This is a genomic window from Pacificitalea manganoxidans (assembly GCF_002504165.1).
Classification (GTDB): Bacteria; Pseudomonadota; Alphaproteobacteria; order Rhodobacterales; family Rhodobacteraceae; genus Pacificitalea; species Pacificitalea manganoxidans.
In genome coordinates, this window is sequence record NZ_CP021404.1 from 718,711 (window position 1) to 733,885 (window position 15,175).

13 protein-coding genes are annotated in these 15,175 nt (G+C 63.4%); 9 read left to right on the forward strand and 4 right to left on the reverse strand.

Features of this window, described 5'->3' with window-relative positions; genetic code table 11:
* The first annotated feature begins 15 nt into the window (after positions 1 to 15).
* The 5 genes from CBW24_RS03305 (at position 16) to CBW24_RS03325 (ending at position 5,253) form a co-directional block, all read left to right on the forward strand.
* Positions 16 to 1,551, forward strand: a complete 1,536-nt coding sequence (locus CBW24_RS03305) for an ABC transporter substrate-binding protein (RefSeq protein ID WP_097372664.1) — start codon at positions 16 to 18, stop codon at positions 1,549 to 1,551.
* A gap of 79 nt (positions 1,552 to 1,630) precedes the next feature.
* Entirely contained in the window at positions 1,631 to 2,557 is a 927-nt protein-coding gene (locus CBW24_RS03310) for an ABC transporter permease (protein ID WP_097372665.1), read from the forward strand.
* A gap of 1 nt (position 2,558) precedes the next feature.
* Positions 2,559 to 3,434, forward strand: coding sequence for an ABC transporter permease (locus CBW24_RS03315; protein ID WP_097372666.1), 876 nt, complete (start codon positions 2,559 to 2,561; stop codon positions 3,432 to 3,434).
* A gap of 248 nt (positions 3,435 to 3,682) precedes the next feature.
* Positions 3,683 to 4,351, forward strand: coding sequence for a DUF1007 family protein (locus CBW24_RS03320; protein WP_097372667.1), 669 nt, complete (start codon positions 3,683 to 3,685; stop codon positions 4,349 to 4,351).
* Complete coding sequence (locus CBW24_RS03325; RefSeq protein WP_097372668.1) at positions 4,333 to 5,253, forward strand: nickel/cobalt transporter; 921 nt, start codon at positions 4,333 to 4,335, stop codon at positions 5,251 to 5,253. Before CBW24_RS03320 ends, CBW24_RS03325 begins: the two co-directional genes overlap by 19 nt.
* Positions 5,254 to 5,332: 79 nt before the next feature.
* Here CBW24_RS03325 and CBW24_RS03330 read toward each other — a convergent pair whose 3' ends face one another.
* Positions 5,333 to 5,869 (reverse strand): TetR/AcrR family transcriptional regulator, encoded by a 537-nt coding sequence (locus tag CBW24_RS03330; protein WP_198405222.1) that lies wholly within the window; start codon positions 5,867 to 5,869, stop codon positions 5,333 to 5,335.
* A gap of 131 nt (positions 5,870 to 6,000) precedes the next feature.
* Between CBW24_RS03330 and CBW24_RS03335 the strand changes: the two genes are divergently transcribed.
* From CBW24_RS03335 to CBW24_RS03350, 4 genes are all read left to right on the forward strand, one after another.
* Entirely contained in the window at positions 6,001 to 7,200 is a 1,200-nt protein-coding gene (locus tag CBW24_RS03335; protein WP_097372670.1) for an efflux RND transporter periplasmic adaptor subunit, read from the forward strand.
* A 3-nt stretch (positions 7,201 to 7,203) separates the two neighbouring features.
* Positions 7,204 to 10,311: an efflux RND transporter permease subunit gene (locus CBW24_RS03340; protein ID WP_097372671.1), complete on the forward strand. Its 3,108-nt coding sequence runs from the start codon at positions 7,204 to 7,206 to the stop codon at positions 10,309 to 10,311.
* A complete protein-coding gene (locus tag CBW24_RS03345) occupies positions 10,308 to 11,669 on the forward strand; it encodes an efflux transporter outer membrane subunit (RefSeq protein WP_097372672.1) in 1,362 nt (453 codons plus the stop codon). The genes CBW24_RS03340 and CBW24_RS03345 overlap by 4 nt, the downstream gene beginning before the upstream one ends.
* 73 nt (positions 11,670 to 11,742) lie before the next feature.
* Complete coding sequence (locus CBW24_RS03350) at positions 11,743 to 12,468, forward strand: DUF1499 domain-containing protein (protein WP_097372673.1); 726 nt, start codon at positions 11,743 to 11,745, stop codon at positions 12,466 to 12,468.
* 75 nt (positions 12,469 to 12,543) lie between these two features.
* On the opposite strand, the gene CBW24_RS03355 is transcribed toward CBW24_RS03350, so the two are convergent.
* From CBW24_RS03355 to otsB, 3 genes are all read right to left on the reverse strand, one after another.
* Entirely contained in the window at positions 12,544 to 12,774 is a 231-nt protein-coding gene (locus CBW24_RS03355; RefSeq protein WP_097372674.1) for a hypothetical protein, read from the reverse strand.
* Positions 12,775 to 12,894: 120 nt separating this feature from the next.
* Complete coding sequence (locus CBW24_RS03360) at positions 12,895 to 14,256, reverse strand: alpha,alpha-trehalose-phosphate synthase (UDP-forming) (protein WP_097372675.1); 1,362 nt, start codon at positions 14,254 to 14,256, stop codon at positions 12,895 to 12,897.
* 97 nt (positions 14,257 to 14,353) lie between these two features.
* Positions 14,354 to 15,094, reverse strand: coding sequence for a trehalose-phosphatase (otsB, locus tag CBW24_RS03365; protein ID WP_097372676.1), 741 nt, complete (start codon positions 15,092 to 15,094; stop codon positions 14,354 to 14,356).
* Positions 15,095 to 15,175 lie beyond the last annotated feature (81 nt).

The following is a 15,175-nucleotide window of genomic DNA, read 5'->3' on the forward strand; positions in this document are numbered from 1 at the left end:
AGGAGATTTCGATAGATGACCATCTGCCAACCTTTCTCGGCAAAGATCGCCCTGCGGTCCGCCATGCTGGTGTCCTGTCTCGCGCTGGCTGCCCCGGCCTTTGCTCAAAGCACCACTCTGAACGTCGCCCAGCAACAAGACCCGCAAAACCTCGACCCGATCGACACGTTCCGGCTGTCCTGGGGCTCGATCGGCAGCAATATCTTTGAATCGCTGGTGTTTCGCGGTGAAGATCTCGAGCTTCAGCCCGGTCTGGCCACCGGCTGGGAATTCCTCGACGATGAGACCCGCATCCGCTTTACACTGCGCGAGGGCGTGGAGTTTCACAACGGCGAGCCGTTCAATGCCGAGGCCGTCAAATACACCTTCGACCGCCTGCTGGGTGATGAAGGCGCGAAAGGCCCGCAGCGCAGCAACTATACCTCGATCCGCGAGGTTGTCGTCGTCGACGAGCACACCGTCGATTTCATGATGGAACGCCCCGACCCGGTGCTAATCACCAAGCTGGCCGGCTATGGGGCAATGATCGTGCCCCCGAAATACGTCGAGGAAGTCGGCGAAGACGCCTTCGACATGAAGCCCGTCGGCACCGGCCCCTTCCACGTGACGGAATACACGCCTACCATCGGCGTGAAGCTGGCGAAGTTCGACAATTATTGGAACGGTGAGGCCAAAGTCGATGCGGTCAATATCCGCTTCATCCCCGAAGACGCGACCCGGATTGCCGAGCTTCTGTCTGGCGGCGTCGATATCTCGATGAACATCCCGACGCCGTCGGTCGAGACCGTCAAGCAGAACGCGAATGTCGATCTGGTGGCCGTGGATGGCCCTACCGTCGTCCTGACCCGGTTCAATACCGCAGATGGCATCACCGCAGATCCGCGTGTGCGCAAGGCCATCACCATGGCGGTTGACCGCAAGACCATCGTCGAGGCGCTGCTGGGCGGTCTGGCCAGCCCGATTTCCAGCGCGCAGGGCGCCAAGTCCTTCGGCAACGATCCCGCGCTCGAAGCCCATCCCTATGATCCCGAAGCCGCCAAGGCGCTTCTGGCAGAGGCCGGGGTGGCACCGGGCACCGAGATCACGCTCGACATGCCCAACAACGACGAGACCTTCCGCGAAGTCGCCCAAGTGATCGCGGCCTTCCTCGGTCAGGTCGGTCTGAACGTGAACATCCGCACCCACGAGCGCGGTGTCTATTTCAACGACATCATCGAGAACGGCAAAACCGGCGAGATTTACTACTACGGTTGGGGCGGCTGGACCTTCGATTTCGACAACACCGCCTACATCCTCTACCACACCGGCGAGCGTTTCAATCCGTACGTATCGGACCCGAAACTCGACGAGCTGCTCGACGCGCAACGCCAGACCTATGACCGCGACGTGCGCGAAGCTGCGCTGCAGGAAGTGGCGCGCTATGCCCACGAGCAGGCGCTCGATCTGCCGCTTTACAACACGTCGACCATTTATGGCGTCAGCACCCGCGTCGAGGGCTTCGATCCCGCCCCCGATGACCGTGCCCGCTACATGAACGTGACCCTGAATTAAGCCTCGCCCGGCCCCCTGCCAACGCGCCGGGGGCCGGACACTGCAATCGCACTCGCCGAGACCGCAAAAGAGGACCCCCATGCCCGTATTCCGTTTCATCCTGCAACGCGTCTTTCAGGCCGTCCTCGTGACCCTGGCGGTAACGCTATTTGTGGCCTTTGCCGTGCGCCTGACCGGCGATCCGGCGGCGATGCTGACTGCCGAGTCGAGCAGCGTGACCGAGGACGATCTGGTCCGCATCCGCGACGCGCTGGGCCTGAACCAGCCGTTCTATGCTCAGTATCTCGACTTCATCAAAAGCCTGGTGACCTTCGATCTGGGCAATTCGTTTTTCCGCGGCTCGATCCGCGATCTGATCGGCATCGCGCTTCCCTCGACCCTGCTTCTGGCGGTGGCTTCGATGGGCATCTCGATCCTGATCTCGATCCCGCTGGGCATCCACGCCGCGCTCCACAAGGGTGGCGTTTCCGACCAGATCATCCGGGTGCTGTCGCTCGTGGGTCTGTCCTTTCCGAATTTTTGGCTCGGCATCATGTTCGTACTGCTCTTGTCGATCGCCTTCCCGATCCTGCCCGCCTCGGGATTCGAGACATGGTCGGCGCTGATCCTGCCCGCGCTGACCATCGGCATCATCCTGACCGCGACCAATGTGCGCCTCGTGCGGACCCAGATGCTCGAAACGCTTTCACAGCAATATGTGATGGTGGCCCGCGCCAAGGGATTGAGCGAACGCGCGGTAATCTACAAACATGCGCTGCGCAACGCGGCCATCGCCATTGTCACCTTCCTCGGGCTGCAATTCGGCAACCTCATCGGCGGTCTCGTGGTGGTTGAGCTGGTCTTCAATTGGCCCGGCATGGGCACCCTGTCCATCGAAGCCATCGCCCAACGCGATTACCCGCTTCTGCAGGCAACCGTCTCAATCCTGGCGATCATGATTGTCGCCGTGAACCTCGCCGTGGACCTTGTCTATGGTCTCATCGATCCTCGCATCCGGGTGGCCTGACATGTCCGACACATCCCAAACTCGCCCTGTTTCCGCCTTCCGCCGCTTCAAGCGAAGCCCTTTTGCCAAGTTCGAATTCGTAGCTGGCGCGACGTTGACCTGCGTACTGACCCTTCTGGTGATGTTCTCGGGGATCCTATTCCCCGGCGGCGGCACCGAGGTGAACCTGCTGGCGCGGCTCTCTGAGCCGTTTCAAAGCGGGGCGCATCCGCTGGGCACCGATCCGCTGGGCCGCGATATTCTGGCCCGGATCGTCCACGGTGGGCGCATCTCGTTGACGGTGGGTGTCCTGTCTGCCCTTGGCTCGGTCGTTCTGGGCACGGTGATCGGGCTCTATGCGGGCTACTATCGCGGTTTCCTCGACAGCTTTGTGATGCGCTTTGCCGATGTGCAGCTGGCCCTGCCGTTCATCCTGCTTGCGATCACGGTCATTGCCATCGTCGGGCCCGGCATCGACCGGATCATCATCCTGATGATCGTGTCGCAATGGGTGCAATATGCCCGCCTTGTCCGCGGATCGGTGCTGAGCCTGCGCCAGCGTGAATTCGTCCAAGCCGCGGTCAGTTATGGCTTGCCGAACTGGAAGATCATCTTCAGCCACATCCTGCCCAATGCAATGGGGCCGCTGATCATTCTGCTGACGCTGAACGTGGCCAACAATATCCTGCTGGAAAGCAGCCTGACCTTTCTGGGCCTCGGTGCCGACCCGCAAACGCCCAGCTGGGGAGGCATGCTGTCCGAAGGTCGGAGCTACATCCAGACGGCATGGTGGATCACCGTGTTCCCCGGCATCGCCATCATGCTGACGGTATTGGGGCTCAACCTGCTGGGAGACTGGCTCCGCGATGAGCTCGATCCGCTGGGCAAGACCCGCTGACGCGAAATCCGGTTTAGCGACCGCATCGGCGGGCTTGCAGGTCGCGTGATGATATAATATCACACGATCCAGTCGCGTTGTCGCGGTGTAGCCTCTACAGTGAGTTCTATGGACTACCGACCTTCGATGATCTCCACTCTCTATAGGTATCCTTGTCCGCGCCACAGCGCCCCGGGCGGGCTGGCGGCAACTCGCGCAGATGGGTCTGGGGGCTTGCTGTTCGCAGGCGTCCGCTGCAATTTCGCGGGATGAAATTACGCTCTGTCCTTTCCGTGTCGGCCCTTGCGGCGGTCTTTGCCGGCGGTGCCGCGGCCCATCCGCATATCTTCATCGACACCGCCTTTGAGTTGCTTTTCGATGAGGACGGCGCGCTGGAGGCGGTGCGGATCGATTGGGCGTATGACGAATTTTATTCGCTTATGCTGATCGAGGAAAACGATCTCGACGCCGATGGGGACAGTCTGCCGGAGCAGGCCGCGCTTGATGCCTATGCTGGGCAGGATGTTGATTGGGCGGCGGGATTTCCCGGCGATTTCACCATTGCCGTGGACGGTGTGGCGGTGGAGCTTGACGGGCCGGTGACCCATCGCGCGCGCTATGAGGCGGGGCGGGTGGTGACGTCGCATATCCGTCCGTTGACCACGCCGCTTGATGTTTCGCAGGGGGTGGTGACGGCGCAGGCCTACGACCCGACCTATTTCGTTGCCTATGAGGTGCCCGAGGCGCCCGGCGTAGCGGGACGCGACGATTGCCAGCTTGACCGGGAGGTGGCCGACCGTAAGGCCGCGCAGGCGGAATATGGCGAGAAACTTGCCGAGGTCGATGCCACGTCTGACCCGTTCGAGGTGGTTGAGCTTCCCGATATTGGCGTGCTGTTCGCCGACCGCTTTGTGCTGACATGCGCCGCGTCGTTCTGATCCTGCCCGTGCTGCTGGTCGGCGCCGGGATCTGGGCGCTGGCGACCGGCATCGATCAGGACGTGGCGCGCTGGGCTGCGGGCTGGCAGAGGGAGTTTCAGAATGCGCTGGCGGGCGGGTTGCGCGCCCTTCGCGCGGGGGAGCCGGGGGCCATCGCCGCGCTGACGGGGCTGTGCTTTGCCTATGGCTTTTTCCATGCGCTGGGGCCGGGGCATGGCAAGTTCCTGATTGGCGGCTACGGGGTCAGTCACGAGGTGCCGCTGCTGCGGTTGTCGGTCATTTCGCTGCTGTCCTCGCTCGGTCAGGCGGTGACCGCAATTGCGGTGGTGTTGGCGGGGCTGTTCGTGATGGGCTGGACGCGCACGCAGATGACGGGCGCGGCCGAGACGATCATGCTGCCGCTCAGCGCTTTGGCCATCGGGCTCATCGGGCTATGGCTTGCCTTTCGCGGGGCGCGCAGGCTTTGGAGGCTGCGGGCGACGCATCACGGAGATGAACCCGGCCACACCCACGGACATGAAGGGGCGCAGGGCTGTGGCGCGGGCTGCGGCCATCGCCACGGGCCAAGCGTAGATGAGGTCCGCCAAGCGGGCGGTCTGCGCGACGCGGCGGCGTTGATCGGAAGCATCGCGATCCGGCCTTGCTCGGGCGCGATCCTGCTGTTGGTGCTGACATGGCACATGAACATTCTGGGCGCGGGCATTCTTGGCGCGGTTGCGATGTCGACCGGGACTGCGGCGCTGACCATCCTAGTCGCCGCGAGCAGCGTTTTCATCCGGCAGAGCACGCTGTTTTCTCTGGCGGGATCGGCCCGTGCCGCGCAGGTGCTGCCCGCGATCGAGATCGCCGCCGGCGGGGCAATCGTGCTGGTGTCGATCCAGATGGCAGGGCTGTTCGCCTAAACGCTGACCCCTTTATGAGCCGCTGAGGCTGCCGTTGCGAGAGCGTCATTGCACGCGGCCTTGGCGCCCTGCGCCCGTCCTATTGCCCTTCGGGCAGGCTGAGAAGGTGCGAGGCGGTAATCAGCCCGTGCCAGACATGATCCAGCGCCGTGGTCAACGCCATGTCCTCTTCGTGCTCCCAAAGATAAATCGCGCGCCCGATTGTGCTGAGAACGCTGCTGGCAAGCGCGGCGGCGGTCTCGCGGTTATCGACCCGCCCGCTGAGACACTCGGTCAAAGTCGCGCGCTCGGACTGGAGGAAACCCTCCAGAATCCCGCGCGCTTTCTCGTTCGAGCGCAGGACCGCGCCGATCATCCTGAGGATCGGTTCATCATGGGCGAGATGCTCGAAATGCTTGTCGAGAAAGCGTTTGAGGTCAGCGGAGAGCGGGCCGGTGCCGTCGCACAGCGCTTGCAAATCCTCCTCGGCGAACGGGGGCGGGGTGCCAATCGCGGCGGCTTCCTTGTTCGTATAATAGTTGAAGAACGTCCGGGTGCTGATCCCCGCAGCGGCGGAGATTTCTTCTGTGGTGACGTTCTCAAGCCCCTTTTCCGCGCTCAGTCGAAGCGCGGTCATCTGGATATCGCGCGCCGTTTGCTGTCGCCGTCTCTCGCGTAACGAAACTGTCATGAAGGGATTCTTTGCATAGTGTGCAATATGTGCATATAGAGCATAAAACTTTTCCGTTAGTCAAGGATTGGACGCCAATGAAGGCCGGTGTTTGGAAGATAGTAGGCGCGATTGTCGCGCTGGCAGGGTCTGTAGCCACCTCAACTGCGCAACCGATCCCGGGAGGCCCCGCGGGCCCGATCAAGGTCGGGGTGGTCGAGATGACTTTGCAGGAGGTGCCGCGTGTCGTGACCTCCCCCGGACGGGCCGTGGCGTTCCAAGAGGTCGAAGTGCGTCCCCGCGTGGGCGGTGTCATTCAGGAAATCCTGTATTCGCCCGATCAGTTGCTGGAGGTCGGCGATCCGCTGTTCCGGATCGACGATTCCGCATATGTGGCGGCGGAGGCCTCCGCGCGGGCGGATCTGGCGAAGGCGGAAGCCAATCTGCCGGTGACGCAGGCGGCCAGTGACCGGGCCGAACAGCTGTCGGGTCGCGGGTTTACCGAAGCGGAGGTCGAAGCCGCGCGCGCCGATCTGGCCGAGGCCAAAGCCACGCTCGATGCAAGTCAGGCCGCGCTGGATTATGCGCAGACCGAATTGTCGTGGACCACGATCAAAAGCCCGATCTCTGGCCGGGCCGATGTCTCCTCCGTCTCGGTTGGTGATCTGGTGACGGCGGGCCAGTCCGATGAATTGACCACCATCATCCAATCCGATCCGATCTATGTGGACATGGTCGAGGCAAGCGCGCGCATCTTGTCCGTGCGCAAAGGCATCTCCGACGGCGCCTTGCAGCAAAACGACACGCTCGAAGCGACGCTGACGCTGGAAGATGGCGAGGTTTTCCGCGGCAACGGGCAGCTTGTCACGCCGAGCAACAGCGTCTCCACGACCACCGGAACCGTGACGATCCGGTTCAAATTCGACAACCCCGATCATGTGGTCATCCCCGGCATGTTTGTCCGGGGCGAGGTGGTGATCGGCACGACGCAGGCGTTTTTGGTGCCCCAGCTGGCCGCCACGCGGACCAATACGGGCAAGCTGTCGGCCTATGTGGTGGGCGATGACGGCACCGCGCAACAGATCGAGTTTGACGATGATGGGGTCTACGAAAACGCATGGATCGTGCGCGACGGGGTGAGCGCGGGTGACCAGCTGATCGTCGATGGTCTGTCCTCGATCCGGGCAGGGCAGGAAGTGACGCCGGTGGCGGCGGAAATCGACGAGAACGGCGTTTCGCGTGATGCCGACGAGACCGGCGTTCCGCGCGATGCCAATGCGCCGGCCGCGGAGAACTGATCCATGGCCGCATTTTTCATTCGTCGCCCGGTCTTTGCCTGGGTGCTTGCCATCGCGACCATGCTGCTGGGTGCCTACAGCATGGTCAGCCTGCCGATCTCGCAATATCCTGACATTTCCCCGACGACGGTGCGGATCACCGCGACCTATACCGGGGCCTCGGCGGAGACGGTCGAGAATTCGGTGACAGCGGTCATCGAAGACGGGCTGACCGGGCTCGACGGTCTGACCTATATGACATCTTCTTCGAGCGAAGGATCGGCCAGCGTTTCGCTGACATTCGATGACAGCATCGATCCCGACATGGCGCAGGTGCAGGTGCAAAACAAGCTCCAGCTTGTCGAGTCGCAACTGCCCGACGCGGTGACCAGCAGAGGCGTGTCCGTCAGCCGCTCGACTAGCTCGATCCTGTTGGTCGGCGCTTTGGTCAGCGAGGATGACAGCTATTCCTCATTGGAGTTGGGCGACATTCTGAGCAGCACGATCGAGGATGCGGTGCAGCGCACCGAGGGTGTCGGCTCGATCAACGTCTTTGGCACCGAATATGCCATGCGGATCTGGCTGAACCCGGAGCGGCTCTATCAATATCAACTAACGCCGTCTGACGTCACCTCGGCGGTGTCGGAGCAGAACACCAACGTGACGGTCGGCAGTCTGGGCGACCAGCCTGTCACAACGGGGCAGCAGTTCACCGTTTCCCTGTCGGCGCAATCGCAGCTTCAGACCGTCGAGGACTTTCAGAACATCCTGCTGAAGACCGCTACCGACGGATCGGCCATCTATCTGGGCGATGTTGCGACGGTCGAACTGGGCGCCGAAGATTACGGCAGCATCAGCCGGTTCGACGGTCACCCCGCCGCGGGCTTTGCCGTCAACCTGTCCACCGGCGCCAATGCGGTCGATACTGCCGAACGGGTCCGCACGGTGATGAACGGGCTGGCCTCGGCGCTGCCCGAAGGCGTACAGATTGAATACCCCTATGACACCTCCCCCTTTGTCGAGGAATCCATCGATCAGGTCTATGAAACGCTGATCGAGGCCATCGTGCTGGTGTTCCTCGTCATCTTTCTGTTCCTGCAAAGCTGGCGCGCGACGCTTATCCCGACAATCGCCGTGCCCGTCGTGCTTCTGGGGACGTTCGGCGTGCTGTCGGCGTTTGGCATGTCGATCAACACCCTGTCGATGTTCGCCTTGGTGCTGGCCATCGGTCTGTTGGTCGATGACGCGATCGTCGTCGTCGAAAACGTCGAGCGCGTGATGGAAGAAGACGGCCTCGACGCCGTCGCCGCGACCGAAAAGAGCATGGGCGAGATTTCGACCGCGCTGGTCGGGATCGTGATGGTGCTGTCGGCGGTGTTTCTGCCCATGGCGTTCGTCAGCGGATCGACCGGGGTGATCTACAAACAGTTCTCGGTCACGATCATCTCCGCGATGGTGCTGTCGTTGTTCGTGGCGCTGATCCTGACCCCCGCCATGTGCGCGCAGTTGCTCAAGCCGGGCCACGGGAAAGCCCCGGTGGCGCCGTTGCGCTGGTTCAACACCGGGCTTGACCGGCTGACGGGCGGCTATGGCACGACGGTCGGACGGTTGGCGCGACGGCCTTTCCGTATGCTGGTCGTGCTGGGGCTGGTCGGCTTTGGGGCCTATTGGGTCTATGACCGGCTGCCAAGCTCGTTCCTGCCGACGGAGGATCAGGGCGTTCTGATGGCGATGGTTGAATTGCCTCAGGGATCGACCGTCCAGCAGACGGAATACACAATCTCGCAGATCGAAGACTATCTGCTGACCGAAGAAACCAGCATGGTCGACGGCGTGTTCGCCAATGTGGGCTTCAGCTTTAGCGGGTCGGGCCAGAACTACGGTGTGCTGTTCATCCGGCTGAAGGATTACGAGGAACGCCCCGGTCAGGATGCCGCCGATCTGATGCTGCGCGCCAACCAGAGGTTCTTCCAGTCCCGGCTGGGCAGCATCTTTGTGTTGCAGCCCCCCGCCATCCCCGGTCTGGGCACGTCGTCGGGCTTTACGATGTATCTCGTCGATCAGTCCGGCGCCGGGCAGGAGGCGCTAAGCGCCGCTGCGACCGAACTCGTCGGAAAGGGGTTCGCGGACGGGCGAGTGACCAACCTGCGTGGCAATGACGACGCGACCGAGCCGTCGCTGAAGCTGCAAATCGACCAGCAGCGCGCCGAAGCGCTGGGCGTGTCCCTGTCTGACGTCAACACCATGCTGTCGACGGTGTTTTCCGGCTCCTATGTCAATGATTTCCCGCTGGGCAACAACCTGCGCGAAGTGATCGTTCAGGGCGGCGCCGACTGGCGTATGCAGCCCGACGATGTCGATCAGTGGTATGTGCGCAATTCGAGTTCGGAAATGGTGCCGCTGGCGGCCTTTGTCACCCGCGACTGGGAAATGGTCACGCCGACGCTGGCGCGCTATGGCGGCACCCGTGCGCTTGAACTGTCGGGCGAAGCGGCGGCCGGGATCAGCTCCGGCGACGCAATGGAGCTGATGGAGGAGCTCACCGCCGATCTGGATGGCTCCTACGCCGCCGCATGGACCGGGCTGAGCTATCAGGAACGGCTGTCGGGCGATCAGGAAGCCATCCTGTATACCATCTCCGCGCTCGTGGTCTTTCTCTGCCTAGCGGCACTGTATGAAAGCTGGTCGGTGCCCTTTGCGGTGATGCTGTCGGTCCCGATTGGCATTCTGGGGGCGTTGGTGACGACATGGTATTTCGGTCAGGCCAATGACGTGTATTTCAAGGTGGGTCTGCTGACCACGATTGGTCTGGCTGCCCGAAATGCCATCCTGATCGTCGAATTTGCCGAAAGCCTGCGCGCCAAGGGCCAAAGCCTGATGGAGGCGACGGTCATGGCGGCACGTCAGCGGCTACGCCCGATCCTCATGACCTCGCTCGCCTTCGGCTTTGGCATCTTGCCGCTAGTGCTGGCGTCGGGCGCCGGGGCGAACGCGCAGAAATCCATCGGCACCGGCATGCTGGGCGGGATCATCTTCTCCGCCGTGATCGGGGTGGTGATGGTGCCGGTCTTCTATGTCGCGGTCATCAAGACAACCGAACTGTTCTCGACCCGCAAGGAGGCGGCGCAATGAAACCTCACTCCCTTCTGATCGGGTTGCTTGTGGCGGGCTGCACGGCTGTCGGCCCCGATTACCAACGCCCCGACGTGGCGCTTGAGACCCGCTTTTCCGGCGGTAACGCAGAGGCTATCGGCGCGGTCGCTCAGCAGCGGTGGTGGCTCGACTACAACGACGCGACCCTGTCGCGTCTGGTGACGCGCGGTCTGGCGCAGAACCTTGATGTGATGGCCGCGACCGAAGCCATCCGGGAGGCACAGGCCAACCTGCGCAAGACCGGGGTGAACTCTGCCCTCGATGGGTCGCTATCGGGGTCCGCCACGGTTGCGGGAAGCGACGTGTCGGATAGCACCAGCTCCACCGAAAGCGGCGAGCTTGGCGCGTCGATGGTCATTGATTTGTTCGGTGGCATCCGGCGCGAACGCGAAGCCGCCAGCGCATCGCTGACCGCTGCCCGCGCCGATGCGGAAACCGTGCGCTTGGCGTGGCTGGCGGAGTTGCTCGCCGCCTATGCGGATGCGCGCTACTACCAGCAGGTGCTGGCGCTGACCCGCGACACGATCAGCTCGCGTCAGGAAACGGTGGACATCACCCGCACCCAGTTGGACGCGGGCGCAGCGACCGAATACGAAGTGGCCGAAGCGCAGGCGTTGCTGTCCACGGCGCGGGCAAGCCTGCCGCAATATGCGGCCCTGTTCGACGCGAATGTCTACGCGATCGCCACGCTGCTGAACGAGCCCGCCGATCCGATCATGGCGCTGATGCAGAAGGGCGCGCCGCAACTGTCCGCCCCCGGCGCTGCGGCCACGGGTGTGCCCGCGGATCTGTTGCGCAACCGTCCCGACGTGCGCAGCGCCGAGGCCGATCTGGCTGCCGCCGTCGCCTTGGTCGGGGTGGCCGAGGCCGCGCTTTACCCCTCGTTGTCGCTCAGCGGCTCCGTGGGGCGGAGCGAGGGCAACGACAGTTGGAGCTTCGGTCCGCAAGTCTCGTTGCCGGTGTTCAATCGCGGACAGCTGCGCGCCAGCCGCGATGCCGAAATCTCCGGCGCGAAGCAGGCTGAAATCGCATGGCGCGGCGCGGTTGCCTCTGCGGTGCAGGACGTTCAGGTCGCACAATCCAACCTGTCGCGCTATCGTCAGCGTGCGGCGTTGCTGGCGACGGCCGCCAGCGACTACTCTCGTGCCCTGACCTTGGCGCAGCAGAATTACCGCAGCGGGGCGATTACGCTTCTGGACTTGCTTGAAACCGACCGAAACGCGGCATCGGCCAAGATCACGGCGGCCGCGGCATCGAACGATGCCGCGCAGGCTTGGGCCACGTTGAAAATCGCGACCGGCGCAGGGGCCGCCGCAACCGGGCAGACGGGCGGCTAATCGCTGCCACGACACTAGCACAGCGGGGCCGTCGGCCTGCGCAGAGAACACAGGCCGTGAAAGGTTTAGACTGATGAGACATTCTGGAAAGTTGGCGCTGGTTATCGCGATCCTCGGCGCCTGTGCCGTGGCGCTGATGCTGTTCGGGGCGCGCATGGGGCTGTGGCAGCCGATCACCGGCTTTGGCCTTTATCGCAGCTACCTGACGCCCGTAGGGCTGATCGTGGCCGGTTTGGGGGCCGTGGCCTTTGCCATCCATCTCGTGCGCGGTGAAAAAGGCGGAATGCTGGCGGGCGGGATCGCTGCGCTGGTCGGTCTGGCGTTTTTGGCGCCGCAGATCGCGTCGACGATCAATCCGCCGCAGCGTGCCGCGCCGATCCACAACATCTCGACGGATACGGTCAATCCGCCCGCCTTCGAAGTGCTGGACGAAACCCGCGCCGAGCGGGCCAATCCGCTGGAATATGGTGGGGCCGAGGCCGCAGCAGCGCAGACCGCAGCCTATCCCGATATCGCCCCGCTCCTGACCGACCTGTCGCCCGATGCCGCCTATGAGCGTGCCCTGACCGTGGCGCGCGACATGGGCTGGGATATCGTGGCCTCCGACGCGGAGCGGCGCCGGTTCGAAGCAACGGCCTACACTTCGGTGTTCTACTTCGCAGATGATGTCGTGGTCGTCGTGTCCGAGGAGGCCAATGGCAGCCGCGTCGACATGCGCAGCGTCTCGCGTATCGGGCGCAGCGATCAGGGGGTTAATGCCGCCCGGATCCGCGCCTTCCAAGAGCAGTTCGGCGCCTAAGTCCGGGCACTCCCGGCGCCGCGAATATTCTCGCACGCCGCGCCGCCCGAGGGCCAGCGCGGCGTGCGGGCAGGGTCAGTAATTTGCAGGCGGATCGCTTGCAGGAAACGACTCGTCAACCTCTTCGTCGACGATATCCCACGTGCGGGGCGGGTTCTTCATTTCCTTGGGCCCGGCGTCGCGCACCGGCAGATCCTCACGGGTCTGGTTGGCCGTGCCCTGCGTATCGCGGGCGGCGGGGTCGGCCTGGTCCCGCTGGGCTGTGGCATTGGCAGGGGCGTTCGGTTTGGCAAACTTGTCAGACATGGTGTCCTCCTTTCCTACGGCTGCTCCGCGGATTCCGGGGTATTTCGGGCCGCGCGGAGACGGGATCATGAAAAACGACGATGAGGGGTGCTGGTTCCTTGAGGCGCGCGCAGTCGGCGCTCAGCCGCCCAGCGGCGGGATGCAGGTCCGCAGAGCGTGCAGGAAATCGTGGGACCATTGCGCGGTGCCGGTCTGTTCCACGACCTTCAGACAGGCGTCGTGACGGCGCTGGCGCTCTTCCAGCGGCATGTCCAGCGCCTCGCCGATGGCGCGGGCCATGTCATCCACATCATAGGGATTGACCAGCACGGCTTCCGTCATGTCCTCCGCCGCGCCTGCGAAACGGGACAGGACCAGCACACCCGGATCCTCCGGATCTTGCGCGGCGACGAATTCCTTGGCGACAAGGTTCATGCCATCGGCGGTGGAGGTCACCAGACAGGCGCTGGCCTTGCGGTGAAGCCGCGCAAGATCACCGCGCGGCACCGGCCTGTGGATGTAGCGGATCGGGGTCCAGTCCAGTTCCGCGAAGCGTCCGTTAACGTTGCCGGCGATCTCCTCCAACTCTCGCGTGATGTCTTGATAGGCTTGCACCTGTTCCCGGCTGGGGGGCGCGATCTGCACGAAACAGGGGCGCGTGTCGGTGGTGCGGTTTTCCAGATAGCGGGCAAAGGCGCGAAACCGGTTTGGCAGGCCCTTTGAATAGTCCAGCCGATCTACACCAATGAGGTATCGCTCAGGGGTCTCTCGGCCAAAGGGCGACGGCGCGTCTTGCAGGGCTTCGGCCCTGAACGCCCCTGCATCGATGCCGATGGGGAAGGATTTCAGCGACACAACCCGGTCGAGGAACTTGACGTTGCCGTCGGGCAGGAACTCCGCTCGCGGATCGGCGCGAAACATCTCCAGACAGCGGGCGACATCCCCACGGGTTTGCAGGCCGATCAGGTTATAATGGGCAAGACAATCGGCAAAGCTTTCCGGCTCCGGCAGCATCGACAGATCGCCAAGCGCGGGAAACGGTATATGGAGGAAGAAGCCGATCCGGTTCAGCACGCCGAGGGCGCGCAATTCCCGCGCCAGCGGAAAGAAATGGTAATCGTGAATCCAGATCAGATCGTCCGGCGTCACGATATCCGCGATCAACTGCGCCACGCGGGCGTTCACCTGACTATAGGCGTCCACATAGTCCCGCTGCATATCGATCAGATCGCCGCGCCGGTGGCACAGCGGCCAAAGCACGGAATTTGAGAAGCCTAAGTAGTAGTTATCCAGCTGCTCCTGCGTCAGGCGGAAGGCAAGCCGCTGGTAGGGCGTGCGACCGATCTCCTCCAGCGGTTCAGACCCGTCGCCGGTTTCAGGATGGGCCCCCAGCCAGACCCCGCCGGAACGCGCGAGGGCATCATGAAGCGCGACCACCAACCCCCCGGACGGGTTGTCCCCCATGGGAATGCGGTTTGAGACGACAATCAAACGCTCTGCCATTATCTCTTCCTCGGTTCACCGTGATTTCGGATGCTCGATAGGAAAACCGTCCGTGAACAAATGAGGTTCCGGTAGATTTCGCGCAGGCCCGTTCGCCTCATCCGCGCAGGCTGCGGTCCAGCCATGCCAGCGCGCTGTCCATGTCCGCCACCCGGTATTGCGCGCAGGTGTCCGTGCCGCCGATACGCAGGCCAAAGCCACCCATATTCTGCGCACTGGCAAACCCGTCCTCGTCCGTGGTGTCATCGCCGATCATCACCGGGTGGCGTCCTGCAAAGGGCGGCTGCGCCATGATCCCGGCTAGTGCGGTGCCCTTGTCGATACCGCGCGGGGCCGCTTCGCTGACCAGATTGCCATGCATATGACGCAGCCCCAGATCGCGAGCTGTATCCTCGACCGCGCGGCGGACGATGTCGCCGCAGTCGGGCCGGGCGCGGTAATGCAGCGCAACGGCCCCCGGCTTATGCTCCAGCAGCAGGTCATGAGCCTCGGCCACCGGGCTAAGCGCGCGGGCGGCGGCGCTGAGCGCATCGCTGAACTGCCCGTGCAGCGTGATCTCCTGTTCCGGCTGCCGAAGCTCCAGCCCATGCGAGCCGGACAGCGTCACCCCCAGATCGCCGGTATGGGTGGCAAGATCGGCAAGGCTGCGCCCCGAAATGATCGCCACCGCGCCAGAGGTCGCGCGGACCAGCGCCGCAATCAAGTCGCGCGTGGTCGGTGCGAGAGCCACAAGTTCGGGACGCGCGACAATCGGGGTCAGCGTGCCATCGAAGTCGAGAAAAAGCGCGTGCTGCCCCCAATCGACCGTTGCGGGAGGGCGGCTGTCATCCATCGTCATCGTCGTGTCTCATGCGTTTGTCAGGGCTTCACCCGACAACGCAGAGGCAGGGCATTCGGTTCGCGCCCGGCCAGCGGCATC

Bases quoted from the DNA above. Each gene is read 5' to 3' on its own strand.
- CBW24_RS03305 (WP_097372664.1), top strand. From the start codon at position 16: ATGACCATCTGCCAACCTTTCTCGGCAAAGATCGCCCTGCGGTCCGCC.
- CBW24_RS03310 (WP_097372665.1), top strand. From the start codon at position 1,631: ATGCCCGTATTCCGTTTCATCCTGCAACGCGTCTTTCAGGCCGTCCTC.
- CBW24_RS03315 (WP_097372666.1), top strand. From the start codon at position 2,559: ATGTCCGACACATCCCAAACTCGCCCTGTTTCCGCCTTCCGCCGCTTC.
- CBW24_RS03320 (WP_097372667.1), top strand. From the start codon at position 3,683: ATGAAATTACGCTCTGTCCTTTCCGTGTCGGCCCTTGCGGCGGTCTTT.
- CBW24_RS03325 (WP_097372668.1), top strand. From the start codon at position 4,333: ATGCGCCGCGTCGTTCTGATCCTGCCCGTGCTGCTGGTCGGCGCCGGG.
- CBW24_RS03330 (WP_198405222.1), bottom strand. From the start codon at position 5,869: ATGACCGCGCTTCGACTGAGCGCGGAAAAGGGGCTTGAGAACGTCACC.
- CBW24_RS03335 (WP_097372670.1), top strand. From the start codon at position 6,001: ATGAAGGCCGGTGTTTGGAAGATAGTAGGCGCGATTGTCGCGCTGGCA.
- CBW24_RS03340 (WP_097372671.1), top strand. From the start codon at position 7,204: ATGGCCGCATTTTTCATTCGTCGCCCGGTCTTTGCCTGGGTGCTTGCC.
- CBW24_RS03345 (WP_097372672.1), top strand. From the start codon at position 10,308: ATGAAACCTCACTCCCTTCTGATCGGGTTGCTTGTGGCGGGCTGCACG.
- CBW24_RS03350 (WP_097372673.1), top strand. From the start codon at position 11,743: ATGAGACATTCTGGAAAGTTGGCGCTGGTTATCGCGATCCTCGGCGCC.
- CBW24_RS03355 (WP_097372674.1), bottom strand. From the start codon at position 12,774: ATGTCTGACAAGTTTGCCAAACCGAACGCCCCTGCCAATGCCACAGCC.
- CBW24_RS03360 (WP_097372675.1), bottom strand. From the start codon at position 14,256: ATGGCAGAGCGTTTGATTGTCGTCTCAAACCGCATTCCCATGGGGGAC.
- otsB (WP_097372676.1), bottom strand. From the start codon at position 15,094: ATGACGATGGATGACAGCCGCCCTCCCGCAACGGTCGATTGGGGGCAG.